General features: G+C 67.2%; 29 protein-coding genes and 1 pseudogene. 11 read left to right on the top strand and 19 right to left on the bottom strand.

Features of this window, described 5'->3' with window-relative positions:
* Positions 1–69: 69 nt before the first annotated feature.
* From M2157_RS48450 to M2157_RS48440, 3 genes are read right to left on the bottom strand one after another with little or no spacing between them, the layout of a single operon-like run.
* Complete coding sequence (locus M2157_RS48450; RefSeq protein ID WP_280868708.1) at positions 70–816, bottom strand: ANTAR domain-containing protein; 747 nt, start codon at positions 814–816, stop codon at positions 70–72.
* A complete protein-coding gene (locus M2157_RS48445) occupies positions 806–1,429 on the bottom strand; it encodes a hypothetical protein (RefSeq protein WP_280859202.1) in 624 nt (207 codons plus the stop codon). The genes M2157_RS48450 and M2157_RS48445 overlap by 11 nt, the downstream gene beginning before the upstream one ends.
* Positions 1,426–1,851 carry an STAS domain-containing protein gene (locus tag M2157_RS48440; RefSeq protein WP_280859203.1) on the bottom strand — a complete coding sequence of 142 codons (426 nt, stop codon included), beginning with the start codon at positions 1,849–1,851 and terminating at the stop codon, positions 1,426–1,428. The genes M2157_RS48445 and M2157_RS48440 overlap by 4 nt, the downstream gene beginning before the upstream one ends.
* Before the next feature lie 476 nt (positions 1,852–2,327).
* On the opposite strand from M2157_RS48440, the gene M2157_RS48435 reads away from it, so the two are divergent.
* A complete protein-coding gene (locus M2157_RS48435) occupies positions 2,328–2,771 on the top strand; it encodes a nuclear transport factor 2 family protein (RefSeq protein ID WP_280868707.1) in 444 nt (147 codons plus the stop codon).
* A 355-nt stretch (positions 2,772–3,126) separates the two neighbouring features.
* Here M2157_RS48435 and M2157_RS48430 read toward each other — a convergent pair whose 3' ends face one another.
* The 3 genes from M2157_RS48430 to M2157_RS48420 all read right to left on the bottom strand — a co-directional run bounded on the left by M2157_RS48430 (position 3,127) and on the right by M2157_RS48420 (position 4,272).
* Positions 3,127–3,483, bottom strand: coding sequence for a PRC-barrel domain-containing protein (locus M2157_RS48430; RefSeq protein ID WP_057613052.1), 357 nt, complete (start codon positions 3,481–3,483; stop codon positions 3,127–3,129).
* A gap of 9 nt (positions 3,484–3,492) precedes the next feature.
* Positions 3,493–3,885 carry an ANTAR domain-containing protein gene (locus M2157_RS48425; RefSeq protein ID WP_280859205.1) on the bottom strand — a complete coding sequence of 131 codons (393 nt, stop codon included), beginning with the start codon at positions 3,883–3,885 and terminating at the stop codon, positions 3,493–3,495.
* Between the two features lie 90 nt (positions 3,886–3,975).
* On the bottom strand, positions 3,976–4,272 hold the full coding sequence (locus M2157_RS48420) for a hypothetical protein (protein WP_280859206.1): 297 nt from the start codon (positions 4,270–4,272) through the stop codon (positions 3,976–3,978).
* A gap of 381 nt (positions 4,273–4,653) precedes the next feature.
* Here M2157_RS48420 and M2157_RS48415 point away from each other — a divergent pair, with 381 nt between their 5' ends.
* The 4 genes from M2157_RS48415 to M2157_RS48400 all read left to right on the top strand — a co-directional run bounded on the left by M2157_RS48415 (position 4,654) and on the right by M2157_RS48400 (position 6,081).
* Positions 4,654–4,866, top strand: coding sequence for a hypothetical protein (locus M2157_RS48415; protein WP_280859207.1), 213 nt, complete (start codon positions 4,654–4,656; stop codon positions 4,864–4,866).
* 117 nt (positions 4,867–4,983) lie between these two features.
* Positions 4,984–5,133, top strand: a complete 150-nt coding sequence (locus M2157_RS48410; protein WP_280859208.1) for a hydrophobic protein — start codon at positions 4,984–4,986, stop codon at positions 5,131–5,133.
* Positions 5,134–5,195: 62 nt separating this feature from the next.
* Positions 5,196–5,369, top strand: a complete 174-nt coding sequence (locus M2157_RS48405) for a CsbD family protein (RefSeq protein WP_280859209.1) — start codon at positions 5,196–5,198, stop codon at positions 5,367–5,369.
* A gap of 127 nt (positions 5,370–5,496) precedes the next feature.
* Entirely contained in the window at positions 5,497–6,081 is a 585-nt protein-coding gene (locus M2157_RS48400; RefSeq protein WP_280868706.1) for a hypothetical protein, read from the top strand.
* A 185-nt stretch (positions 6,082–6,266) separates the two neighbouring features.
* Here the strand turns inward: M2157_RS48400 and amaP are convergent, their stop codons facing one another.
* The 5 genes from amaP to M2157_RS48375 are packed head-to-tail and all read right to left on the bottom strand — an operon-like array spanning position 6,267 to position 8,696.
* Entirely contained in the window at positions 6,267–6,860 is a 594-nt protein-coding gene (gene amaP / locus M2157_RS48395) for an alkaline shock response membrane anchor protein AmaP (protein WP_280868705.1), read from the bottom strand.
* Positions 6,861–6,869: 9 nt separating this feature from the next.
* The gene (locus M2157_RS48390; protein WP_280868704.1) at positions 6,870–7,559 is read right to left on the bottom strand and encodes a DUF6286 domain-containing protein; all 690 of its coding nucleotides are present in this window, start codon (positions 7,557–7,559) and stop codon (positions 6,870–6,872) included.
* Positions 7,556–8,002 carry an Asp23/Gls24 family envelope stress response protein gene (locus M2157_RS48385; protein ID WP_280868703.1) on the bottom strand — a complete coding sequence of 149 codons (447 nt, stop codon included), beginning with the start codon at positions 8,000–8,002 and terminating at the stop codon, positions 7,556–7,558. Before M2157_RS48385 ends, M2157_RS48390 begins: the two co-directional genes overlap by 4 nt.
* Positions 7,999–8,226, bottom strand: coding sequence for a hypothetical protein (locus M2157_RS48380; protein ID WP_280868702.1), 228 nt, complete (start codon positions 8,224–8,226; stop codon positions 7,999–8,001). Before M2157_RS48380 ends, M2157_RS48385 begins: the two co-directional genes overlap by 4 nt.
* Positions 8,227–8,264: 38 nt before the next feature.
* Complete coding sequence (locus tag M2157_RS48375) at positions 8,265–8,696, bottom strand: Asp23/Gls24 family envelope stress response protein (protein WP_280868701.1); 432 nt, start codon at positions 8,694–8,696, stop codon at positions 8,265–8,267.
* A 164-nt stretch (positions 8,697–8,860) separates the two neighbouring features.
* On the opposite strand from M2157_RS48375, the gene M2157_RS48370 reads away from it, so the two are divergent.
* Positions 8,861–9,652 (top strand): hypothetical protein, encoded by a 792-nt coding sequence (locus M2157_RS48370; RefSeq protein ID WP_280868700.1) that lies wholly within the window; start codon positions 8,861–8,863, stop codon positions 9,650–9,652.
* A 274-nt stretch (positions 9,653–9,926) separates the two neighbouring features.
* Here M2157_RS48370 and M2157_RS48365 read toward each other — a convergent pair whose 3' ends face one another.
* The 6 genes from M2157_RS48365 to M2157_RS48335 all read right to left on the bottom strand — a co-directional run bounded on the left by M2157_RS48365 (position 9,927) and on the right by M2157_RS48335 (position 15,294).
* The gene (locus M2157_RS48365) at positions 9,927–10,361 is read right to left on the bottom strand and encodes a hypothetical protein (RefSeq protein ID WP_280868699.1); all 435 of its coding nucleotides are present in this window, start codon (positions 10,359–10,361) and stop codon (positions 9,927–9,929) included.
* A gap of 1,386 nt (positions 10,362–11,747) precedes the next feature.
* Positions 11,748–12,374 (bottom strand): hypothetical protein, encoded by a 627-nt coding sequence (locus M2157_RS48360; RefSeq protein ID WP_280868795.1) that lies wholly within the window; start codon positions 12,372–12,374, stop codon positions 11,748–11,750.
* An 867-nt stretch (positions 12,375–13,241) separates the two neighbouring features.
* The gene (locus M2157_RS48350) at positions 13,242–13,577 is read right to left on the bottom strand and encodes a hypothetical protein (protein ID WP_280868698.1); all 336 of its coding nucleotides are present in this window, start codon (positions 13,575–13,577) and stop codon (positions 13,242–13,244) included.
* A gap of 58 nt (positions 13,578–13,635) precedes the next feature.
* Positions 13,636–14,457 carry a hypothetical protein gene (locus M2157_RS48345; RefSeq protein WP_280868697.1) on the bottom strand — a complete coding sequence of 274 codons (822 nt, stop codon included), beginning with the start codon at positions 14,455–14,457 and terminating at the stop codon, positions 13,636–13,638.
* Positions 14,458–14,493: 36 nt separating this feature from the next.
* Complete coding sequence (locus tag M2157_RS48340; protein WP_280868696.1) at positions 14,494–14,826, bottom strand: transposase; 333 nt, start codon at positions 14,824–14,826, stop codon at positions 14,494–14,496.
* A 21-nt stretch (positions 14,827–14,847) separates the two neighbouring features.
* On the bottom strand, positions 14,848–15,294 hold the full coding sequence (locus M2157_RS48335; protein WP_280868695.1) for a hypothetical protein: 447 nt from the start codon (positions 15,292–15,294) through the stop codon (positions 14,848–14,850).
* 542 nt (positions 15,295–15,836) lie between these two features.
* On the opposite strand from M2157_RS48335, the gene M2157_RS48330 reads away from it, so the two are divergent.
* The 4 genes from M2157_RS48330 to M2157_RS48315 all read left to right on the top strand — a co-directional run bounded on the left by M2157_RS48330 (position 15,837) and on the right by M2157_RS48315 (position 20,572).
* Positions 15,837–16,898, top strand: coding sequence for a S1 family peptidase (locus M2157_RS48330; protein WP_280868694.1), 1,062 nt, complete (start codon positions 15,837–15,839; stop codon positions 16,896–16,898).
* A 187-nt stretch (positions 16,899–17,085) separates the two neighbouring features.
* Positions 17,086–17,994, top strand: coding sequence for a hypothetical protein (locus M2157_RS48325; protein WP_280868693.1), 909 nt, complete (start codon positions 17,086–17,088; stop codon positions 17,992–17,994).
* Between the two features lie 362 nt (positions 17,995–18,356).
* Positions 18,357–19,148, top strand: coding sequence for a class I SAM-dependent methyltransferase (locus tag M2157_RS48320; protein WP_280868692.1), 792 nt, complete (start codon positions 18,357–18,359; stop codon positions 19,146–19,148).
* Between the two features lie 731 nt (positions 19,149–19,879).
* Positions 19,880–20,572, top strand: coding sequence for an SDR family NAD(P)-dependent oxidoreductase (locus M2157_RS48315; protein WP_280868691.1), 693 nt, complete (start codon positions 19,880–19,882; stop codon positions 20,570–20,572).
* Between the two features lie 385 nt (positions 20,573–20,957).
* On the opposite strand, the gene M2157_RS48310 is transcribed toward M2157_RS48315, so the two are convergent.
* Both M2157_RS48310 and M2157_RS48305 read right to left on the bottom strand, forming a co-directional pair.
* Positions 20,958–21,083 carry a carotenoid oxygenase family protein gene (locus M2157_RS48310; protein WP_280868690.1) on the bottom strand — a complete coding sequence of 42 codons (126 nt, stop codon included), beginning with the start codon at positions 21,081–21,083 and terminating at the stop codon, positions 20,958–20,960.
* A 799-nt stretch (positions 21,084–21,882) separates the two neighbouring features.
* Positions 21,883–22,341 (bottom strand): helix-turn-helix domain-containing protein, encoded by a 459-nt coding sequence (locus tag M2157_RS48305; RefSeq protein WP_280868689.1) that lies wholly within the window; start codon positions 22,339–22,341, stop codon positions 21,883–21,885.
* 79 nt (positions 22,342–22,420) lie between these two features.
* Here M2157_RS48305 and M2157_RS48300 point away from each other — a divergent pair.
* A pseudogene (locus M2157_RS48300) lies at positions 22,421–23,110 on the top strand (SDR family oxidoreductase); the annotation flags it as partial.
* Positions 23,111–23,142: the final 32 nt, after the last annotated feature.

Raw genomic sequence — 23,142 nt, 5'->3', positions numbered from 1 at the left:
TCGATTGAGACTAGTCCCGGCCTGAAGGGGCGGGAAGTACAGGCGCGTTCCTCGATCGGCACCAATGCGTCAAGGGTCCTCCCCGGCCTGGTCCGGCTCCGCGTCCGGTGGGAAATGAAGGCGACGGGCCACCACGTCCGCGGCCACGTCGCCCAGTCGGCGTCCCTGCGCGTAGGCGTGGGAGCGGAGCCGGACGAAGGCTTCTTCGATGTCGACGCCGAGCTGGACCGTGATCATCCCGCTGGCCTGGTCGATCTCCGCCCGGTACGCACCCAGGTCCTCGACGGGGGCATCACTCGGCTCGCCCGTCTCGTCGATTCGCGCATCGAGCAGCACCAGCGTCGCGAGATCGGCGAACGCCAGCGCGTCCGCCAGTTCCTCCGCGTTCAACCGGACCGGAACGCGGGCGTATAAATCCAGGACTCCCGGGCTGATCGCCCCCATCTGCAGAGGGAGCGCGAACACCGCGCGTGCCCCGGCTTCCAGGGCCGCCTCGGCAAACACCATCCAGCGGTCCTGCAGGTCACGGGTGAGCAGATCGGGTGCCAGCACGGCCGAGCCGTGCCGGAAGGCGTCCACGCAGGGCCCCTCGCCCAGCGTGAGCTGGAGCTCTTCCAGTTGCTCGCTGACGCTGTCGGTGCTGCACAGCGGATGGCTCGGCGCGGTCCTGGACATCGCCGACACCCCGGCCCCGCCGACCGGCAGCGCGGCCACGGCCGCGGTGCACACATCCACCACACCGACTCGGGCACCGCGTCGTGCCGCCTGCTCCGCCACCAGCATCCGAATCCGCGCCGACCGGTTCTCAGGGCCCACCCGGACCACCGCCTGCCGGCATCGTGACAAGGCCCTCCAGACTCGCCGCGGTACGTTCCCCCGCGGGAAACACCAGCGCGCGGAACGTGGCGGCGCCCAGTGGCCTGCGAAGCTCTCCGACGTCCAGCCACCCCCAGGAGCGGAGCGCGGCGAGGGCAGCGTGATCGGCCCCGTCCACCAAGAGGGCGCCGAGCGAAGCCTCGTGGTCGGTCAGCAGCCGCTCCTGCACGCGACGGGCCAGGCGCCGGTCCTGTGGGTGGGGGCGGATCAGGATGTCACTGAACGCGAAGGCCCTGCCGGACACCGTAAGTTGTCCGACGCTGCGCGGCATTACTCCGTCGAAACCGAGCCACCACGAGCCGTCGCCCCGCACCGGGAATCCGAAGGCGCATCCCATCAGGCCGTCCGACTCGGCGATCACCATGGCGAATCCCGGTCGCCCCATGTCCGTGGTGACACGGTTCAGGAAGTCCTGGCGTCCGCGACGGCGGTAGGCGTCACCTGGCGCCGTTGCACGGGAGTCCACGTACAGATCCGCCAGATCCTCACGCATGCCGTCCACCAGCCGACGGTCCAGCTGACGCAACCGCACCGGAGCCTCGGCTGCCGTCATCGGACATCACCCGAGAGGACAGGCGCAAGGGGGACAGACCGGTGCGGCGGGGCGGGAAGGGGCGCGACCGGGGTGCCGCTGCCAGAAGGTGGCAGGGGGACGAACTGAGAACCGGGGAACAGGAACCCGCAGTCGGCGAGGCGGACGATACGCGCGAGTATCGGCGGCGGGTGGTGCAGTCGCAGAGTCCCACCCGCAACTCTGGTCTGCTGCGCAGCGTGGAGGAACGCGTTGAGTCCGCTGCAGTCGCAGAAGGTGACGAGGGTGAGGTCGACGTCGACGGTGCGGATGCCGTCGCGCAGGCACCACTCCAGGGACGCACGCACCAGGGGCGCCGATTCCAGGTCGATCTCACCGACCAGGGTGATCAGCGTCCGTGTCCTTCGGTCATGGCGGTAGACAGTGAGCTGCGGCAGGGGCATGACGCCTCGGTTCAGAAGACCATCCGGCAGCGGGCCCGGTGGCGCCGGAGTTCCGGCCACCTGCGGGCGCTCCCGGCAGGGCGTACGTTCGACGGAGGCAGAGCAAGGCCGGTCCGACAGCCCGCACCGCAGGCCAGAGGACCACCCGGTTCCCTCCCGGGATGCGCCGGGTGACGGACCATGAGCCCGCTCCCCGCGCCATCTGTGTCGCGTAACGACAAGCCGCCAGGGTCTGGGACGTCTGTACGGCAGCATAGTCCCGGCGTGGTCCGATTGGGGCGGTAACCCGCCTGTTCCCGGCGCCCGGATGTTCCGTGCATACCAGGGGGGCGGGTACCCGCATAATATGCAGGCCCGGACGACCCCGTCCGCGATGTGCCACGGTACTCGGGCATGTCCGACGCGTAGCGCGGTACTGGGCCGGAGACGCGAAACGCGGCGGCCGCCGGGCATGTGCGTATTACTTGGGGGGTCTTGTGAGTCTGAGTCCGCGCGAGGTGTTTCTCCAGCTTGTTCATGGGGTCGCCGACGGGAACTTAAGCGAGTTGCCTGACTTGTATGGCGAGGTCACCGATGTCCGGCATCCGATGGCGACGCCGGAGTCCGAGCCGTTGACGAGCCGGCGTGCGCTCCGTGAGCACTTCACGGTGCCGCCGGAAGTTCGGGAGTCCTTGCCGAAGAGGAGTGTCGTCGATGTCGTCGTTCACGAGACCGCCGATCCTGAAGTGATCGTCGCCGAGTTCGCCTACGAGTTCACGTTGCCGGACGACTCCATGGCCAAGGTGCCCTGCATCTTCGTCATGCGTGTGCGGGACGGTCAGATCATCGAGTCACGCGACTACATCGACCCCATCCGTACGTACACGGCACGCGGGGATCTTGACCGCCTCATCGCGTCGTTGCATAAGGGCGTTTCCTGACCCCGCGCTTTCCGAGGTGGGCTGTAGTGCCGCGATGTCCACGATGATGGAGATGACCGCCTCCGCAGGGCTTCCGCGTTGCGTCTGGACATGTCCAACGACCAGCCCTGCCAGCGGAGTCCGAACGGGCTTGGGTGGCCGCGTCGCAGGCGGCACCGACCGGCTGAGGTGAAGAATAAGACGCCGAGGAGAACCAGCCCGAGGCCGACGGCGACCAGGAGTCACGGCCCCGCCGGTGTCTGCGTAAGGCTGCGGAGCGTCGCGAGCACGCCTCTGGTCCCCTCCTCTTCGAAGCGGACGGCAGCCATCGACTGCCGGGCTCGGCGAACGCGGCAGCCCTTGCGTCCGAGGGAGGTCAGCGGCGCGCCAGTTGCCGTTCGCCTGCCGCACCGGACTGGTAGGGCAGACCGTAGTGCTTGAACACCGCTTCCTCCTGCTCGGCGGGCAACACGTCGTCGGTGCCGATCGAAGGGGCCTGCTTCACCAGCGTTCTGACATAGCCGACCCGGACATAGCCCGGCCCGACGATCGCGTTCTCAATGGGGACGAAGACCAGACGGTGCCGGGTGGGCAGTCCGGTCCGCACCGTGGCCATGGCAGGCTCGTCGGTGGTGGTGTCCACATAGATCGCCTCCAGGACACCGATCTTGTGCGACTCGGCGTCGACGACATCGCGGTTGCGCCATTCCCGGACGTCAGCTGCGTGAATCATGACCTCTCCCTACCTGGACGACTTGCCTGGTTGTCGTGAGTCGCGCCCCTGGTCCTCCACATGAAATCGCCGCACCGTACGACGCAGCGCCCGCTGCATCTGCTCCGGGAGCGGCTTGCCCTCCCAGGCGGCGACCAGGGCCGCGGCCACCTCCGGAAGTCTGGTGTTGCACTGCCGCGAGATGTCGACCAGCAGGTTCCTGGCAGCTCCGCGGCTGCAGGGTGTCAGGACCATCACCATGCCGCGAGCCTGGTCGATGACCGCGCGTCCGGCCAGCGCCCGCCGCAGCTGATCGTTCTCGGCGCGCAGTGCGACGAGATCCTGCCCCGCCGATGCGTTCCCCCACGTGGCCTCGGCCCGCAGGTTCCACCAGTCCTCTTGGAGCACGGTTGTGCGTTGCATGGCCTGTACCTCTTCTCGCGTTCTCGCGTTCGGCCGCTCAGGTCTGTAGTGGAGCAGCCCCGGATCGTGGCTGCCTGCCCACGGCACGGGTCACCCTTGGTGTTCATGTTCCCGACGTTCCTCGCGCCGTCGTCGCGCCCGATTCTGGCGGGTGTAGCGGCGGTCCCAGCGGTCCTGACGATCCCTGCGCTCCCGGTAGTCCTGGTAGTCCCGGGGGCCTCGATAGTCCCCAAGATCGGAACCGCCGCCACGGCTCAGGCCTCCGCCATGACCGCGGCCGCGTCGGGTGGCACCGTAGGCCAGCACCGCCGCGGCCACCCACCAAATGGGATGTAGGAAGCCGAAGCCGAACAGAACGGCGAAGAGCATGAGAAGCAGGACGAACACGGTGGGCCTCCCCGGGAGCAAGACACGGCATCGATACCGGGGACTGGGGCCTCACCCCAGAGCTTAGTCCTGCCCAGCGGCTGCGGATACGGCGCGACGTAAGTGCGTCCTGCCCGGCACGGATGGCTACTTGACACCTGTCGGGAAACTGCCGGGAGGGCTAGCGTGCGACGTGCCGCCCCGGCCCCCGGCAGCGTCGCACCGCCAACACGCTCCCCACAGGGCGCACCCCGCGCATCGGTGCCGGACCCGCCGCGTCACGAGCGAGGCCGTTCCCACACGCGCCTCGTCACGAGATCCCGGCGAAGCCCCGATGCGCCTCACGCGGGCAACAACCTGCCGCCCGCCGCGTCGCAATGCATCCCACACGAGGCGGTACACATGTACGCGCTGATCGTTCCTGCTTCGACTCCCTTCATCCTGCTTGCTGTGGTGATGGCTCTTTCGTGGTGGGAAGACCACATCCTGCCGTCGCCGCCGACCGAGTCGGCCGAATCCCCCGCCAAGGCTCAACTCACCCCGGCGCCCCCGGCGCAGCTCCCGGAACTCGCCCGTGTCGACACCACGTTGACAGGGGAGGTTGCCGGGCGTTGACTGGCAGCACGGCGTAGGGCCATGCCGCTCCGGAAGATCGGGGCGAGGCATTCCTCCTTCCCGCTTCGCCCGGACCCCGCGGAATCAAGGAAATCCGCGCGATCTGGAGGCCCGGCGATGATCTGGATTCTTCTCCTTCTGCTGATCCTGGTGGTCTTCGGGTTCGGCTTCACGATGCAGATCCTGTGGTGGGTCGCCGCTGTTCTCCTGGTCGTCTGGATCGCCGGCTTCGCGATGCGCGGGCGCGGCCGTGGCCGCCGCCGGTAGTCCGTTCCGGAGTTCGGCGCTGCCCGCAGGGACTCACTCACCAGACAAGCAGGAGGCCGGCCATGAGTGTCGGACAGACCATCAGGCACAAGACGCAGGCGTTCAAGGGCAGGGTCACCGAACGCATCGGCCGGACCACCGGCAATAGGCGACTGCGGCGCGAAGGCAAGACCGACCGGGTCTCGGGAAACCTGAAGCAGTCCGGCGACAAGGCCAAGGACGCCTTCAAGACCTGACCACCAACGCCCCGGGTGGTGCCCACGTCGCGGACACCACCCGGCATGCCCGAACGCCCATCAGCCGACAGGAATCGACGGCAATGAAGCAGACCAGCGTGCGAACCGAGAGCCGGCAAAGCCAATCATGATCATCATCGTGATCATCGCCGTGGCCTTCATCGGCCTGGCCATCCTCCTCTACCCCGGACGTGGAGGAACCCAGGACGGTGGCGGGCAGGGGCTCAAGCGCCGATTCGGCCCCGAGTACGCCCGCGCAGTCGCCGACCACGACGGCGACACCAGGGCCGCCGAACAGGAACTCGGCAAGCGTGTGAAGGAGCACGGCCTCCTCGCACAGCAGCCGCTGACGCCCTCGGCCCGCGAGCGCTACATGACGCGATGGGCCGCCGTCCAGGAGCAGTTCGTCGAATCACCGCAGCAGGGCGCCATCGAAGCGGACGCACTGCTGGCCCGCCTGGCAAGGGACCGCGGCTTCCCTGACGGCGAGCGGTTCGAGGACCAGATGGCCGCCCTCTCCGTCCACCACGCCCTCTACGTCCAGGGCTACCGCAGCATGCACACGGCGGCCCACGAGCCGAGCGGCACCGAGGACATGCGGGAGGCGATGACCGACGCCCGAAGCCTCTTCGAAGCACTGGTCACCGAGCAGCCGGTCAGCCCGTCCCGACCATCCGCCCCAACGGCCGAGGCAAAGCGCCGTGGCCAATGACCCGCCGCCACGCGAAGGGAAGCAGCGCCGGAAATCGGCTCATATTTCAAGCGTCGCCAACACGGGTAGACCACTCACGCTACGGCGTGGCGCTGGCACACTGCGCTTCCCTTTTTCCGGGCCCGACTCACGCTGGACCGGGCCGCCCGCCGACCGGTACCCGTGGGTCTTCGGCCCAGGGGATCTCAGGCGGTGCGTCGGGCGCTGTGTCGGACTTCCTGGAGTCGGACCTTCGAGGGGAGGCGGTCCAGGCCGGCCGAGTCTCGTGCGCGTGCGAGCGTTTCGCGGCTCAGTTCTCCCAGAGTCCGCACCGGATCGGCGTGAGGCTCCAACAGCAGCCGCACACGTACGGTCGGAGCGGTACGTCGGCCCGTCAGCCGGACATGAGCCCGCGAGACCCCGTCCAGGGCTTGCGCCTCTTCCTCGATGACGTTCTCCAATGTGCGGCCATCGAGCCGGGCCGCCGCGCCGTCTTCACTGTCGACGAGGACACGGTCCAGGCGGTGTCTGCGTTGCGCGAGGAGCCACCACAGCAGCAAGGCCAGCAGCACGGCGAGCGCCGCGATCACGGTCGGCCACCACCAACTCTCGTCCCGCCACCGGGTGCGTCCCCAGGCGCCCAGCACCACATCGTCCGGCCCACGAAAGGGCCACCAGCCCGGCACGTCGAAGTCCCAGTGGCGCTGCAGGTCCAGTGCGCCCAGCAGCACGCCGCCGCCGAGGGCGAACAGCCCGAGACCGAGAAGCCCGAGCAGCACCCGGTTCACCGTCTTGAGCATCGGATCACCTCAGCCCTTCTTGGGGCGCCGGACGCGCACGGCCAGTGTGGGTTGCCGGGCCAGGCCCAAGGACGTCACGGCTTCGCCCAGCTCGGCGTCCAGGTCCGCGCGGACCTCCTCAAGATCGCGGAAATGGGCCCGTGCGTGGGCTTTGACCTTCCGGCGGCCGACGCCCACCTGTGCCGACTGGACGCCGGGCACCTGCACGGCGCGGTCGCGCAGAACCAGGGCGGCCGCGCGGCGGTCGAGCCCGGCTCGGACGTCCTCTGACCCAGAGATACCGGTGGGCCGCTGCATGGACAGCAGCCGGCGCAGTCCCGGCGTCACCGCCAGCAGGAATAGCCATAGGCCGAGGGCCATCGCCACTGCGGCCCCGATGATCATCCAGATGTCGTCCAGGGGCCGTGTGGCCAGTTCCTCAGCGAGCCGCCGTCGCCAGCGCATCGCGGACTGGCCTGCCCGCACCGAGACCACGTCGTACAGGAGAAATCCGACCGCCACGGCGGACAGCAGGGCCACAATGGCGGCAGGGATCCGCCGCGCGGACCAGAAACGACGTGCCGACCGTCCCGATGCATCGACCGCTGCCGTTGCGCCCGAGCCCGGTGGGCCATCGGTGGACGGAGCTGCTTGTCCGTGATCGGGAGTGGGGTCGGGGAGGTCGCTGTCGCCGGGCTGCCGCCAGGTGTTCGCGCTCATCTCACCCTCTCCTGGTCCGTGCGCCGCGAGTGCGCCGAGTGCAGCCTCTCGACCGAGACCGCGAGGTCGGGGACGTCCATGCCGGCCCACGTCCTGATCCGGTCGGCGACCTCCTGGCGCACTGCGGCGCACTGTGCCCCGATGTCGGACGGATAGCCGAGCTCCACGGTGATACGCATCCGCACCTCGCCGAGCACCGCCTGCCGTTTGACGGCAGACTCGCCGTCCCGTCCTGCGGCATTCCGCTCCGGTGCCCGCCGCACGGCTGTGGTCACGCGTGGTGTCCGGCGGCCCGGTGGTACGTGGCCGGCAGACTCGGTGAACCGGCTCAGCGCATCGCGCGCCACCTGGGAGGCGATCTTCGCAACGACCCGGTCGGCGACAGTGGTCGCACCGCGCTCCCCGCGGGGGATGCCTGGGCGCCGATCAACTTCACCGGTCACTGCCGCCAATCTCCCCGAGCCCGTCGCCGGTCATCGCGGATCCGCTCCTGCCGGTCGCGGCGGCGGACGAAGTCGCCCGGTTCGAAATCACCTTCCAGGAGCCGCCCGGCCACAAGGCCGACCACGCCCAGCCCCAGCACCAGCACGAAAGCCCAGAAGTCACCGAAATACGCGGCGAAGCCCAGCGCCATTCCGGCCATCAAGCCCACCACGGCCCTGCTCATCACGCGCTCCTTCACTCAAGCGGGCTGCTCCGCCCCGGTTACTGGATCCGCTGCCGCTCCTCGCCTTCGTCCTCCTCGTCGGGCAACTTCACGTCGCTGACTGCGATGTTGACTTCCACGACTTCGCGGCCCGCCATCCGCTCCACAGCGGAGATCACGTTCTCCCGAACTGCCCCGGCGACATCCGTGATCGACACGCCGTAGTCGACGACGATCTCCAGATCGATGGCCGCCTGCCGCTCGCCGACCTCGACACTGACGCCGCGCGTGACGGACTTGCCACTATCAGCACCCGGCATCCGCTCCCGCATGGATCCCATCGAGCGCGCGGTTCTGCTGCCCAGAGCGTGGACGCCGAGCACGTCCCGTGCCGCCATTCCGGCGATCTTCTCCACCACCACATCGGCGATGCTCGTCCGGCCGCGAGAACCGGGCACAACGCCAAGCTTTACGTCGACATTCTCAGTCACGCGGCAACCCCCTAAAGGGACATACAGGTATTCACTACTCGGATTATAGTCGTTTTAGCACCTTTCGTCCTGTGAGGCAGAGGGCCGACGAATGGCCCGAGGTCCCGGCCCGGACCTTTCCGCGGGCGCTCCGGGCCGAGCCCGGCAGGAAGGGAATGCGGGCCGTGGAGAAGGAGGGTGAGAGGCCGGTGAAAACCGAGGCGTGGACGCTGGCAGTACGGCACCAGCTCGACCTGGGCCGGCTGCTCCCGCTCGGCGGACCCGAAGACGGGACATGGATCACCGAGCAAGCGGCCGTCCAGGCCCTCGGGCGCGCTGCCGACGAGATTCCCGGTGTTCGGCTGAAGTCTCTGCGCATCGGGCCGGCACCGCTCGAGCCCGTGTCCGAGCCGGCCGTCCGTCCGCCGGCCAGCGCGCTACCGCCTGGCCCGCTCAGGATCGAAGCCACCTTCACAGCATCCCTCGGGCAGCCACTGCCTGAGACCGCCGCCCAGTTGAGAAGCACCCTGCTCAGCGCGGCCGCCGAACGGCTGGGCCTTGTCACAGTGACAGCTGACCTACGCGTCACGGATCTCCATGACGGCCCCGAGACAGGCGTGAAGTCGCAGGCCGCAGCAAGAGCCATGAGGTCCGCACCGGAAGGTGCAGCCGCGCAAAGCTCGCCCCCGGCGACCGGAACAGGATCCATGTGGGGGCCCGTCGGTGAGCTGGCCAAAGTCGCGACGGCTGTTCCGGGCGTCGCCCGCCTCACCGCAGTACCGGGAAGCCGCCCGATCAAGGTGGAAGACCATGACGATCCACCCGGCCGACACGTCGAGGTTCACCTCGCGGTCGCCCCCGGACACCATCCACTGGAAATCGCCCGCGCCGTCCGGGACGCCGTAGCCGACGCAGCCACCACTGGAGCCCCGGGCCCGGTCACCACCGCCGTCCTCATCACAGAAACCGCGACCTAGCCACGGACGGGCGCCGTGGCCCGTTCAGGAAGGGCGGAAGATCTCGAGCAGGTGGAATCGGCGCCGCCGTTCGGCCTCCGGGATCAGCTAGCGTCCGCGACGCAATCAGTCGGTTGGTCAGCTCCACCGTCGCGAGATACCACCAGAAGATCCAGTCCAGGAAGGCTTCGTCATAGTCGCCGCGCTGGTCCGCCTTGCGGTGGCGTAGGTCGCACCGCGCGGGTTACCCAAGTCAGAGTCCCGGGCGGGCCCGGTCCAGGCCCGCGGCCCTTGTTCAGGAGTCGGCCAGCTCCTGGCGTAGCAGGTCGGGGCGGGCGTCGGCAAGGTCGAAGGCGCGCTTGAGGCCCTCAAGGAGGGCGGGCTCGATCCAGCAGGGGCGCCTGCGGTCGTCCCGCTCCAGGAGGTTGGACCGGTTGTCGGGGCCGACCCGGCGCCATACCGCGCGGATGCTGGTGAGCGTGCCGCCGATCCGCTTCGGATCGATCGGAGTCTCGGGGTGCACGGCGAAGCGGTCCTGGACTTCTTCGTACGAGGCGGTGCCGCCCACTTCGACCAGGCGGCGCAGCACGGCCCGGGCGCCGGGCACCACGGCGGCGACGGCGTCGAAGATCATCCGCTCCGTCCAGCCCTGCCCCAGATCCTCCCCGCTCAGGCTCTCCGCGCCCGGCCGGGGCACCGCCGCGGGGGCGTCGGGCCAACTGCTCGCCACGGCGGCGGGGTTGAGTTCCCTAGGCGGCCTGCACCGCCGCGATCGCCTGCTCATAGGTATCGGTCTGCGTGTCTATCGCCAGCTGCAACCCTCCCGGGTACCGGAGCCGTGGTCGGGCCGACCGGCGGGTCCCAGACCGAGGCGGGTGCGGCGGAAGTCGATGGCGGCAGCCCGTACCTCCCGGGCGGACACCCCGCCCGACCGGCCCTGAGCCGGCATGAGCAGAGCTCAGGCTTCGCCCTTCGGCGTTATTTCAGGGAAGGAGTGACTGATCCGCGGGTCGAGTCCCCGCCTTCACTATCGAAGGTCAAGATTCCGTGCGTACGGCGCAGAGGGTGGGTATTCTCCTCGCGATTTGAAAAAACATTTAGGAGTTCGTATCCGGCGACCAGTACTACCTCATTCCCTTCGTACGACTCCAGGTTAATTACTGCGGCCTCAAGTAGGCCAACTTCACTGACAAGCAAGGGTATACAGTCGCCGCCTTTTGTCAAGGCCAATCCGGCTCGCGCATACAGTGATGATATAAGCGTGAATCCGCTGGCGCGGGCGACCGTCTCATTGTCGGCGTCACTCAACTCTGCGATTTTATTATGGGCATGCTCAAGAACCCCTACGAGGGAAATCAACTCTGGAATGGTGATTTTGATAGCATTCGGGGCCGCTGGAGAAGTCGAAGGCGATTGAGGTTCATCGCGATGACGTCGGCGAATCAAAAAGTGCTCCCGGAAGGTCCTACGGCGGGGCTCTGAATCCCCCTTGATATCCCCGGCTTGTCGCGGGACAGTTGACGGGATGGGACTGCGTCACGGTGGATCGCCGAAGGGTCACTCCCTACTCGCGACGAACTCAGCTTGCAGCGTCCGGGTCATGTTTCAAGCACGACGCCTTGGGTTGCCAGCCGATAGCTGAAGTGTAGCGAAAGCCCTTTCCTTGTCGACTCAATCAGCCATCCTTTACATCAACATGCCCTATCTTTGCCATCAGTGGAGGCTCATGCATCATTAACGCGGCCGACATGATCTGGGATGGTCGGCCAGCCCCGCGACGTCTCCTGTCGACCTCTCGCATTCCTCCCTCCTGGCATTGTTGACGTCATGAGACCTGTAGCAGCAGAAAGCCACCCTCGAGCTATGACCCGAGGGCGGCTTTCTTTTCTACTCACGGATAACCGCTATTTGCGGATCCGCTTCGTTTTGCGTTGACGTCGCCGCTCACCGAAGGCGGTCAGAGTGAAAATCGCTCCGATAGCGATGGCGAACGTATGGTCCCGAAGGGGTCTCCGGTCGCCAAGATTTCTACGAGATAGAACAGCGCCGAAGATCAATCCCATGTAGATCGGATGCTTTGACGCCCATCTGCGTGTGTGTACGCGCGGATCTGAGATCATCCCGTCCCATCCGTCAGAAGTTGGGCCATCTGTGTGTACCGGCCGTGACCACCGCGCCACCATGTGCGGACACTCCTGATACAGCTACGGACTCCGGTGTAGTACTTCTTACCGTTTCCGGCGCTGTAGCCGGGCGTTCCGTCGAGAGCTCCACGCCAAGTGCTCGCCCAGTAGCCACCAATGTGGCGCTTGCGCTTGGGAGTGCCGTATCGGTAGGAGATCCAACCGGTGACGGCGCCTGCGCCTGTCGCGCACGCTAGTCCCGCCCGTCCTTCCGAGACGAACGAGCAGCCAACAGACAGGCCCAGTCCAACCCACTTTTGGTCGAACTCGACGTTCATGTTCCACGGCAGTACCTCTTTGTCCAGGCGGCCGTCGGAGTCGTAGGAGCCGGTGACGTCTCCGATGGTGCCCATGACTGAGTCGTGGATGCGGGTGGGCAGGCCGGCCGGGTTGTCGTAGTCGTAAGTGACGGTCGACGGGGCCGAATCGGTGACCTTGGTCTTGCGACCGCGGTTGTCGTACTCGCTCCGGGTGACGTTGCCCGCGCCGTCGTCGTAGACGATTTCCCGGCCGAGCAGGTCGGTGGTGTGGGTGGTGGTGCCGTTGGTGACAGTTGCCACGTCGCCGCTGTCGGGTCGTATGTGGTGCTCTGGGCGGGAACAGCGGTGCCGACTCCGCCGGTGACTTGGGTCTGCTTCGGACGGCCCGCAGCATCGTAGGTAATCGTTGTGGTGCGGGTGACACCGTTGGCGGTCTCGGTGACCTTGGCGGGATTGCCCCAACGGTCGTACTCGGTGGACTTCACCGGCAGTGCGCTGGGGTTGGAGCCGCCACCGGTGATCGCGCCGGCCGGGCCGGTGGAGCACTCCAGGTCGGCCCACTCCGGGCGCCCGGCGCAGCCGGTGGCGGACCAGTACTGAGTGACGGTGGCTCCGGCGTCGGAGCCGGTGGACTTGGGCAGGGTGGTCTTGGTGACCCGGCCCTGGGTGTCGTAGCTGGTGGTCTTGGCCAGCTTCAGCCCGTTGGGGTCGGTGATGACGCTGGTGGGAAGACCCTTGACCCAGTCGTAGGCGGTGGCAGTGGTGCGCGTGTCTCCGTCGGTGGGGTAGCCGTCGATCGCGGCGCCCACCTTGGTGGTGGTGATCTGGTCGGTGACCGTGGCGGTGCCGTCGGCGGGCCGGCCTTCATCGTAACTGTTGACGGTGTGTTCGCGTGCGGCGACCTGGACTCCGGCCGGGAGGTCGGGACTGTCGGCGTCGCCGGTGAGGGCCTTGGCAAGGGTGATCAGGTGCAGCGGCCCGAACTCCTCCAGCTGCCGCTTGCCGTCAGTCGAGTAGACCGAGACGTTGCCCAGTTGGCGGGCGCGCTCGGCCGTGGAGTCGGACAGGATGCCGAGTTCGCTCTGGGTGTTGATTTGGTAGTCCGCGTTGCCCAGGGCGAGTTCGCGGTTGGTGGCGGTCAGCTCGAAGGTGGTGTTGCCGAACCGGTCATACTTGCTTGACGGTCGGGTGCCGGCCGGGCAGGCCGGTGTTGACCTCGCGTCCGGAGGCGTTGGTGTAGGTGATGGTCGCCTTGCCGTAGTCGGCGGCAGCGAGGTCACTTCCGGTGTGGGAGGAAGGAACCTGGTCGGCGGGGAAGACGGCGGTGGCATCCGTCGGGGCGTCCGTCTGATCCCACGTGGCGGTGTCGCCGGGTGCGACCTGGTTGGGTGCCGTGTCGCCGGACAGGGGTACGTCGTAGACGAGCGAGGTGGTCGCCTTGCCGCCGTCCTGCGTGTTCTTCGTGCCCGCAGTCAGAGTCGGGCGGGAAGCTGACAGCAGCATGCCGTCGCCGGCGACCGAACTGTTGCCGGCCTGGCCGTACTCGAGCGTCCACGGCAGTTCACCCGGCGGCGTCAGCGTGGTGACACGCCCGGCTGTCGTAGGCGTAGGCCGTCTTCAGTGCCGGGGAGATTCGCGGGTCCCACTGCTCACGCAGGAGGCCCTGGGTGTCGTAGGCGTACTGGGAGACCACCGTGGCCATCGCGGCCGAGGCGCCCGGGTCGGTGGCCCACAGACGGACCTGCTTGACCTGCCCGCTGTAGTCACCGAGGAAACTCGACGTAGCGGTGGTGGAGGTCGCGTACACGTACTCAAGCGCCCGGCAGCCCTTGGTCGACGGCGTGGCCGCGCAGGTGGTGGCCGACACCGCTGAGGTGGGAGCGATGACGTACTTGGGTCGGGCCATTGTCATGCTGTTCACCGTGGTCTTCTCCGAGATCACGGTGGTGGTGGACTGGTCTGTGGGCAGGAACGTGGTGGCCAGCTGCCAGGTGGTGGCGGTGGAGTCGACCTTGTTGAACACCGCGGTGGTGCCGTCGGTGTCCTTCAGGGTGAAGGAGCCGGTCAGGCTGCCGGTCAGCGTCAGGTCTTCGGCACCGGACTCCGGCTTCCAGCCGCCGTTGCTGGTGGCGGTGAATCCGGTCTCCTCGCCGTCCACGACCGCCACCGAGGTGGCTGAGGTCTTGCGCAGGTGGGTCCAGTCGCTGTCGGAGATCTCAGCCGTCGTGCCGGCGGTCCACTGCGGCCCGAAGATCGCGGCCTGGCCCTCCTGCTGGGCGCCGTTGGCAGGCCGGCAGGAGGAGAAGGACCGCGTGACCGACAGGTCGAAGGCCGAGGCGTCGGAGGCTGACAGGCCGAAGCGGACAGCCGACGTGCAGGACACGGGAAGCGAGCTGGACCGGAAGGCCCTCGCCGGCCATCACGTCGATGGCTTCGAACCGCCTTTTGGGGAGGTTGTTTCGCCGAGGAGCTCAGCAGCTCTCCGGTGGATCTTCACCTCCGCTTCCAGCTCGGCGATCCGCCGTCGTGCCATGGCCAGTTCGGCATTCTCCGCGGTAGTGGTCCCGGGCAGTTGACCACTATCGATCAACCGCTGACGGCGCCACACGTAGATTGTCTGCTCGCTGATTCCCAGGAGCTGGGCGACTTCAGCGACCATGCGGCCGGACTCGACCAGGTCCAGGACCTTGCGGCGGAACTCCGGAGGACAACTACGCGGCATGGCAGCCTCCGGGTGCTGCTGGACGGTCAATTCTCCAGCAACCCGACTCCATCAGACCCAGGGCACATCATTCTTGATGAGGTTGGACAGGTTGACGCCGCCGTGCTCCACGAACTGAGCTTCCGCCCACAGCACGGTCTGGGTGCCCTGGTGCTTGACCATCCCCGGCGAGATGCCGAGCCGGAACGTGCCCGGCGCGGGCTTGCCCTCGTCCGTGTACGGCAGGACATCGAGCGGGCTGGGGCCGGTGGAGGGGTAGAAGATGGCGTCTGTGCCGATCGCGAGGGGGTAGAGGTCGCCCGCGGCGGTCTTCATCAGCTTGCGGTGGATGCCGACCCGCTGGTTGGCGAGCACAGCGGCACGGATGTCGGGGCGCCACGTCGCCCGCTTGAGCGCCGGCCACGGCTCGTAGTACGGCACCTGGCCCCGGTTGCGCTGCAGCAGCTTGCCGATGCCGCCCCTGGCGGTCGCCTTGATCGCCTTCGCCAGCAACGCCATCGCCGGTCGACCTGCTTGGAGCGCACCATGGCCTCGAGGAACTCGCTCCCGCCCATCGCGGTGATCACTCCGAGGTCTTCCATCGTCGTCACATACGCGTCGCGTAGCCGCTTGTACCAGGGGTCCAGGTAGCGGCCGGTCTACAGCCGCACGTGCACCTCGATCGGCGCGACCTCGAAGCCCGCCCTCCTTCCTCCGGAGCGATCGCCGACTGTCGTGATCGTCGTCCTCTGTGTGCCGCCGACAGCCGTCAGCGTTGCCGTCACCCACAAGGCCATCGCGGCGCCCGGGTGAGGAGGCACCCTGATGCCGGTCGGGCGCTGGACACCCGTCCCTCTCGGCCGCCGTCAGCGAGTTCAGGCCAACAATGCCGCTAACCCACAGATAGTCATGGCCAGTTCGCTTCCTGGCCACCTCGCTTCGTGAGTGTGACCCCCGCGTGTCGATCACCAAGGTTGCATCCTTCGAGACTGCGGGGGCAGTAGATGCGAAGACGTAACGTGTGCCGGGGATTGATGGCGGCTTCGGTCGGCGGAGTCCTCATGCTGACCACCACGACAGCCGCCCAAGCGGCGCCACCGCCGCTCACAGATCCGGTCAAAGCGACCGTAATTGCCGATGAGTTGGGCGACAAGCGTGCGGCTGGCGTCTACTACCGAAACGGACGAGTCGTCGTGGCGGTCACGGATCAGGCCGCAGCGGAAACCGTACGAAGCGCCGGCGCGATAGCGGAGGTCGTCCCCTACAGCACGGCCGAGCTCGACACCGCCAAAGCAAAGCTGGATCAGCTGGTTGGGATTCCGAACACCGCCTGGAGCGTCGACCAGAGTGGCAACCGGGTCGAGGTTCAGATCTACGACGGGGTTTCCGCCGCCGACAGGTCCCGAATTGAAGACGCCGCCTCTGGCTTCGGGGGCGCGGTCGACATCACGGAACGCTCCGGCAAGATCGAATCGACCGCCTACGCCATGCGCGGTGGTCTGGGCATAGCGTCTAACTACACCTCCGGCGGGACCACCTGGAGCCGAACCTGCAGCGCCGCGTTCAACGTGCAGGACGACAACGGTAAGAAGTACATGATCACCGCCGGGCATTGCATGGAGGATGGCGCTGTCGCCTGGCGCCGGAGAAGTGGGGACATTCCCCTCGGCAGGGCGACTGACTGGGCCTACGGTAACGACTCGAACCAGTCTGACTACGGCGTGGTGGCGTACTCCAACCCCGACGTCACTCCGTACGGCACCATCCAGTACAAGGACGGCTCCGAAGGGCAGATTTCCCGTTCCGCCTCCGCTTTCGAGGATGAGGAGGTGAAGCGCGTGGGGACCATGAGTCAGGACCTGGTGGGCAAGGTCCTCTCAACGAACGCGACGGTCACCTACACCGACGGCACAACCCTCAAGCACATGATCCGAGCGAGCAACTGCAATGTGGGGGGTGACAGCGGGGGAGCTCTCTTCAGCGGTGAAACGGCTCTCGGTATCACGTCAGGTGGCAACCACCTTGACAAGCCCTGTGGAGATTCAGACGCCCAGGCGGACCGCGAAAGTTGGTATGAGCCGCTGTACCTCGTCCTCTCCTGGGAAGACCTGAAGGTCTATTAGGGCGCGCACTGTCCCGCGCCATCTGCGGCTTTGGCGGAGACCCGTGGGCGGCGCGGGCGGTGGTAAGTGAACGCGGCTGCACCCTTCTGCGTCGAAGGTATGGACCGAGGCTGGCTACAGAGTTGAAGAGTCTCGGCGCCGTGCTCTGAGCAGGGAATCCGTCGTCAGCAACCTCCAAGGGAACTCCATGCGCACACAAACGAAGCGCCTCGTGGGCTTGCTACTTGCTTCCTTCCTCGGTGCCTGCCTGCTTACAGGTTGCGACGACGAGCCCGCCGCCGACGAACAGACGGACCAGCAGTCGCCGCAGAAGCAAGAGAAGCGAGCCCGCCAGGTGGCCGACGCCTGGGGGGGATCGGCAGCCGCCGCTGCATGGAGCCAGGGCTACTACCCCATGGCCGACGCGGTGCAGACACCGGAATCCGGTTGGCGTAGCAAGGCGGACGAGCAGGCTTACGAGACCAAGAACTTCGACCTGCGCGGGAACCTGCCGACCACCAGCGCCGAGCATGGGACGGTGGACTGGGGAAGCGGAGTCACGCTGACGCGTCCCCTGTGGGGGGCGAAGAAGGCGTACCAGTCGTTCGATCTCAACAGCAGTGAGGGACCCCGGCTGACCATCACGGGAGCAAGGCTCGGCGAAACGACGATCACCACGAGCCGAGGCACGGCGACCGTTCCCGCCTGGCTGTTCACACTGGACGGCTACGACACTCCGCTCAAGCGTGTCGCCGTCACGCCTTCGAAGCTCCCCGAGCAGCCGATCGAGCAAGCTCAACAAGGGTCTGCCGGCGGTCTCCGGCGCGTCGCCCGGCTGGTCGGTACGGCGACGGACGGCCTGTCCATCACGGTGAAAGCAACTCACGGATCCTGCGACGACGGACCCGTAGTGAAGGTGCTGGAGACGGATGAGAGCGCAGTGCTGTACGCCTCCATTGCCGGGGCACAGAGCGGCCCCTGCAGCGCCGATCTGACCGAACGGAGCGTGAAGGTGAAGCTGCGAAAGCCGCTCGGGGACCGGATTCTCCTGGACGCCCTCACCGGCCGGCCAGTGCCGTACGGAGAGCCGGACGCCCTGTCGCCGAGCTGGACCTAGCTAGGCGCGGGCCTGCTGCCCTTGCCTGAGCGGGTGGCCGCGTTCGTGGTCCTCCGCCCAACTGGACGCCCACAGCACCGGCAGCGCGGAGCGGCCGTTCTACCGGACTCCCAGGCAGGGCCTCCACGAACTGCTCAAGCGGCTGGAAACATTCGCTCCCAAAGGCGAGTTCCACGGACACAGCTACGAGTACCGCTTCAACTCGCTGCAGCGCCACGCACCCGCTGCGCGACCACCCGTCGAGCCCGTGGACACCTCAATGCTCGCTAATTTCCTTGAGCCCGCATACTGCAATCGTGTTGGCTAGCGGCACCGTTTGTCAGTACCACAGGTGTCCGCTTGGCTGTCGCAGGGAGTTAAACATGCAGGACATTGTTGTCGACCCTGTTGCCCACAATCGGGCAGCCTGGGACAAGTGTGTCCAAGAGGGCAACGAGTGGTCAAGGCCGGTGAGTGCTGCGGATGTCGAACGCGCCCGCATGGGCGACTGGTCGATTGTTCTCATCGGTCGTGAGCCAGTCGACCGCTCCTGGCTGCCGACGGACCTGACCGGCAAGGACGTGTTGTGCCTGGCCTCCGGCGGTGGCCAGCAGGGTCCGATTCTCGCCGCCGCAGGGGCGCGGGTCACCGTATTCGACAACTCACCCCGCCAGCTCGGCCAGGATCAGATGGTGGCGGCGCGCGACGGACTCGAACTGCGCACCGTCCTGGGCGACATGCGCGACCTCAGCGCCTTCGGTGACGCAACATTCGACGTTGTATTCCATCCGGTCTCTAACGTATTCGTACCAGACTTGGCACCGGTGTGGCGTGAGTGCTTCCGCGTCCTGCGACCGGGCGGAACGCTGCTCGTGGGCTTCCTCAACCCTGATGTGTACTTGTTCGACCACGAGGCGCTCGACGAGCGCGGCGAGCTGATCGTCGTGCACAAGCTGCCCTACAGCGATGTCACGCAGTACTCCGCCGAGGAACGCGCCACGAAGTTCGGCGCGGATGCCCCTCTTGAATACAGCCACACCCTCACCGACCAGATCGGCGGGCAACTCGCCGCGGGGTTCGTCCTCACCGGCTTTGCGGAAGCGCCGCACCAATCCAACGCATCCGCTCAATACATGTCGAACTATTTTGCGACGGTTGCGGTCAAGCCGGGCTGACCCAGCCGTGGGGCCGGCCGAGACGGCCGTGTCTCCGAATGGCCAAGTGGAGCGCTGTGCCAGCCCACCCCCACTAGGTCCTCGGCCCCTGAGGCTGACGGCCCACCTGGAATTGGCCGAGGACTGTCCAGGCCAGTCCTCGGCCAACCGACCCGCCCCAGGCCGACATATCGGTGTCCGCGGGCCGCGCCGGGGGTTCACGTCGCCCTCATACTTCACGGGCGTGCCCTGCCACAGTCGCGGTGTCTCGATAGCCCCCGCACGGAATGAATAGCGATCGAGAATCCGGCGCGCTGAAGTGAGGACGAGGCCACTGGAACCGAATCCGAGGTCGCGGTGAGCACGCTTGCGCGCAGGTCCATCGACCCGGCAGACCCGGCGATCACCAGCCATGCCTCTCACGTGAAGGAGCAGCACATGGTTGACACTGACCGGCGGTCGCCCACCTCGACCGGACCGCCGGTTGGCACCACCCATGTCCTGCTTCCCATCACGGGGGGAGGCCGGCCGAACCACACGACGCAGCGACCCGACCTCTCAGGCAGGAACCACATGACACACGAACCACACGACGAAACGCCCGCCCGGTTCGAGAACGGATACGCCCTCCCCGACCTCGATGGACGCGTAGCGGTCATCACCGGCGGCGCATCAGGGATCGGCAAGGCGATTGCGCAGCGTTTCGCGGCGGCTGGAATGCGAGTCGTGATCTCCGACCTCGACGGGCGGCGTTGGCGGCCGCGGCGGCCGAACTCGGCGTCGATTCCTTCGCTGCCGACGTCACCGACCCGGAACAGGTCCAACGTCTGGCTGATCACGTCGTCGCCCGGCATGGCAAAATCGACGTCGCCGTCAACAACGCCGGTGTCGGGCCGACGGCGCGCATCAGGGATCTCACGCTCGATGACTGGCGCTGGATGATCGACGTCAACCTTTTCGGGGTCATCCACGGCATTTGCTCGTTTCTGCCTGTGCTCACCTCCAATCCGCACGGCGGATACATCGTGAACACGGCGTCGATGGCAGGCCTCACCACCATCCCCGGTGTCGATATGGCCGCCTACACAGCGGCCAAGATGGGAGTCGTCGGGATCACGGAGATCCTCGCCGCAGAGTTGGCTGCAGATGGCGCCTCCGTCGGGGCCAGCGTGCTGTGCCCCGGTCCGGTGCTCAGCCACATCAACTCCGGACTTCGCTCCCGTCCCGCGGACCAGCAAGGTGCCCTTACCGAGACCGACCCCCTGACAGAGGCAGAGGGCCCGCTCGCGGACCTGGAGTGGAAGGACCCACTCGAGGCCGGCACCCTTGTCATCGACGGGATCCGCAGCGGGCGCCTGCACCTGATCACCCACCCCGAGCTCTGGTGGGCCGTGGGCGACAGGTTCGCAGCAATCGAGCGCGCGTTCGACATCACCGCGCGATAGACCACTCGGGTCTCCAGACGCCCCTGTCCTTGGCTGCGGCGGTAGAACTTTGCGCCGGCGTTCTGCTATGCCAGCACGAAGCTGCGGGTACAGGCTCTTCTGATTGCCCTTGACGGTGCACGCGTAGTGCGCCTTCTTCTCTTCGACGAGAATGCGGGCGGTCTCGCATTGGATGTGCACGGCATCGGCGGTGACCACCACAGCAAGGTAGTAGGGCAACAGGGCGCGAAAACAGGTGATTTCATTCGTCTTACCGGCACCCGCCAGCCGGGTGCCGGTAAGACCGGTGCCGGTCATCGCGACCAGCAGGCGCGCGGCGGAGTGTCGTTGTGCCGAAACCGCCCCACTGCGCCACCCGGGCGCTCAGGCCCTGGCGAATCCAGGCCTAGATGAGGAGCTCGGGGCCCCAGGTCCCGTGGCTGCCGGCGCGTAGGCGGAGGGGGAGGTGGGGGGTGGCCACGGGCCCGGCGGCCAGATCGGCGGTGTCGAGGATGAGCAGGTCGTTCAGCATCGTGGTCCAGTTGTGGCCAGGGCCAGGAGATAGCCGTCGCCCTCGGGGACGTCGCCGCCGCGGGGCACAACACCGGCTCCTGGAAGGTGAAGCGTTCGGGTGGTAGCTGTGCCGGGGCCTGCTGCCGGCCTCCTGGTAGGCCAGTGTCCGCAGCACTCCGGCGTCGACGAGAACCTTGAGCCGGTCATTGAGCAGGTTCGACGCGATGCCGAGAGATGACTGAGTCTCAGGAACAGGCCGGCTCGTCATCCATGGGGCCGGTCACATGCCTTCCTGATGGCACAGAACTCACCTCCGCATCGACTCGGGTACTCGTTCCGGTGGCCACGTACACCCCGCAGCCTGCACCGTATACCTGAGTTGTCTATCACTAACCAGATGGCACGTATGCCTGCCGGGTGGGCGCAGGCGACTCGGGCAGGTCCTGCCACGGCATGACGGTGTGCAGCACGTGCAAGATCCAGAGGCTGGCAAAGGGACGCGGCAGGTGAGCGGAATCAACCGTGCATTCCCTCGCAAAGACCGGGCCGATTGCACGCTGCGGCTGCCGGTCCGGCGCATGTGACGGTGAGACGGGCTGCCGGTACGGCGGCGAGCCAGTGGCCGGTCAAGGAGGCGCAGCTGGGGTATCCGCAGCGGACGCCGGACAGGGCGGCGCTGCGGAAACAGCGGCCGGCCGCCAGCCATGCGGGGCGGGGCCGCCTGTTCCGGATTACAAGGAGTGGGCCGCAAGGCCTGGCGGCGTTCGTTCCCGTCCTTTCGTTGAGCCTGGGAGGGTCGCGTGGAACTGGGAGCTGCGCTACTTCCGGCTTGGGGAGGCGGCGGTCGGGATCAGTGCTACGGAGCTTGCGTCGACTTCGTTTCCGTCATCGTCGATGAACCCGACGTGCACCGGTCGTTCGGTGCCCTCGACCTGGCGCAGGATGCTCGGCCCGTCCGGCCACGGCAGGTGCTTGTCGCCCCATTGCTGCAGGCCGAGCAGGACGACGAGGAGTTCCCGGCCCGCATCCGTGAGCACGTACGAGAAGCGAGCCCGCTCTCCCGGTTCCCGGTAGGCCACCTTCTCCATCACGCCGTATTCGACCAGCGTGTGTAGGCGTCCGGTGAGAACGTCCGGCGCCACACCGAGCCCGCTGCGGAACTCCGAGAATCGGCTCGACCCCGCCACGGCCTCGCGCAGGATCAGAAAGGTCCAGCGCTCGCCCAGCAGGCCCAGGCTGCGGGCGATGGCGCAACTGTCATTCGGAATCTTGCCCATGCTGCAACCCTACCCTGGGTTGTTTCTTCCAACCCAGAGGGTCTAGGTTGGAAAAACCTATCCAGCAGGGAGTTGCGTCATGCAGATCGAAGGACAGACCGCACTGGTCACCGGGGCGAACCGCGGCCTGGGACGGCACCTGGCAAAGCAGTTGCGCGACCGGGGAGCGACCGTCTACGCGGCAGCCCACAATCCCGCGGCCGTCGACCTCGACGGCGTGAAGCCGATCGCCCTCGACGTGACCGACCCCGCCTCCATCGCCGCCGCGGCAGAGGCGACCGGCGAAGTGTCGATCCTGGTCAACAACGCCGGTTCGGCCACCTCCGCGTCGCTGCTGACGGGCGACCTGGCGGACATCCGCCTGGAGATCGACACCCACTACCTCGGCACCCTGGCGGTCACCCGGGCATTCGCCCCCCAGCTCGGCGCTCACGACAGCAGCGCGGTGCTGAACATCCTGTCGGTCGCCTCCTGGGTCAACTTCCCCGACTTCGGTGCCTATTGCGCCGCCAAGTCGGCCGCCTGGTCGATGACGAACGGGCTGCGCCAGGAACTCGCCCCGCAGGGCACCCGGGTCTCGGCGCTGCACGTCGGGTACATGGACACCGACATGACCGCCGGCCTCGACGCGCCGAAGGCCGACCCCGCCGACATCGCGCGCATCGCCCTCGACGGTGTCGCTGCCGGCACCCCCGAGATCGTCGCCGACGAGACGAGCAAGACCGTGCTCGCGGGTCTGTCCGGAGGCGTCGGCGCGCTCTACCCGCAGTTCGGGACACGGAATCGCACGCCCGCTTACGT

The organism is Streptomyces sp. SAI-127, from assembly GCF_029894425.1.
Classification (GTDB): domain Bacteria; phylum Actinomycetota; class Actinomycetes; order Streptomycetales; family Streptomycetaceae; genus Streptomyces.
This window is presented reverse-complemented; position numbering and strand designations above follow the sequence as displayed.

Excerpts from the sequence above, each read along its gene's own strand:
- M2157_RS48405 (WP_280859209.1), top strand. The coding sequence starts at position 5,196 with ATGAGTGTCGGACAGACCATCAGGCACAAGACGCAGGCGTTCAAGGGC.
- M2157_RS48440 (WP_280859203.1), bottom strand. The coding sequence starts at position 1,851 with ATGCCCCTGCCGCAGCTCACTGTCTACCGCCATGACCGAAGGACACGG.
- M2157_RS48305 (WP_280868689.1), bottom strand. The coding sequence starts at position 22,341 with ATGGGCAAGATTCCGAATGACAGTTGCGCCATCGCCCGCAGCCTGGGC.
- M2157_RS48430 (WP_057613052.1), bottom strand. The coding sequence starts at position 3,483 with ATGATTCACGCAGCTGACGTCCGGGAATGGCGCAACCGCGATGTCGTC.
- M2157_RS48415 (WP_280859207.1), top strand. The coding sequence starts at position 4,654 with ATGTACGCGCTGATCGTTCCTGCTTCGACTCCCTTCATCCTGCTTGCT.
- M2157_RS48390 (WP_280868704.1), bottom strand. The coding sequence starts at position 7,559 with ATGAGCGCGAACACCTGGCGGCAGCCCGGCGACAGCGACCTCCCCGAC.
- M2157_RS48425 (WP_280859205.1), bottom strand. The coding sequence starts at position 3,885 with ATGCAACGCACAACCGTGCTCCAAGAGGACTGGTGGAACCTGCGGGCC.
- M2157_RS48325 (WP_280868693.1), top strand. The coding sequence starts at position 17,086 with ATGCGCACACAAACGAAGCGCCTCGTGGGCTTGCTACTTGCTTCCTTC.
- M2157_RS48445 (WP_280859202.1), bottom strand. The coding sequence starts at position 1,429 with ATGACGGCAGCCGAGGCTCCGGTGCGGTTGCGTCAGCTGGACCGTCGG.
- M2157_RS48400 (WP_280868706.1), top strand. The coding sequence starts at position 5,497 with ATGATCATCATCGTGATCATCGCCGTGGCCTTCATCGGCCTGGCCATC.
- M2157_RS48310 (WP_280868690.1), bottom strand. The coding sequence starts at position 21,083 with ATGCTGAACGACCTGCTCATCCTCGACACCGCCGATCTGGCCGCCGGG.
- M2157_RS48330 (WP_280868694.1), top strand. The coding sequence starts at position 15,837 with ATGCTGACCACCACGACAGCCGCCCAAGCGGCGCCACCGCCGCTCACA.
- amaP (WP_280868705.1), bottom strand. The coding sequence starts at position 6,860 with ATGCTCAAGACGGTGAACCGGGTGCTGCTCGGGCTTCTCGGTCTCGGG.
- M2157_RS48335 (WP_280868695.1), bottom strand. The coding sequence starts at position 15,294 with ATGGCGTTGCTGGCGAAGGCGATCAAGGCGACCGCCAGGGGCGGCATC.
- M2157_RS48350 (WP_280868698.1), bottom strand. The coding sequence starts at position 13,577 with ATGCTGCTGTCAGCTTCCCGCCCGACTCTGACTGCGGGCACGAAGAAC.
- M2157_RS48380 (WP_280868702.1), bottom strand. The coding sequence starts at position 8,226 with ATGAGCAGGGCCGTGGTGGGCTTGATGGCCGGAATGGCGCTGGGCTTC.
- M2157_RS48320 (WP_280868692.1), top strand. The coding sequence starts at position 18,357 with ATGCAGGACATTGTTGTCGACCCTGTTGCCCACAATCGGGCAGCCTGG.
- M2157_RS48410 (WP_280859208.1), top strand. The coding sequence starts at position 4,984 with ATGATCTGGATTCTTCTCCTTCTGCTGATCCTGGTGGTCTTCGGGTTC.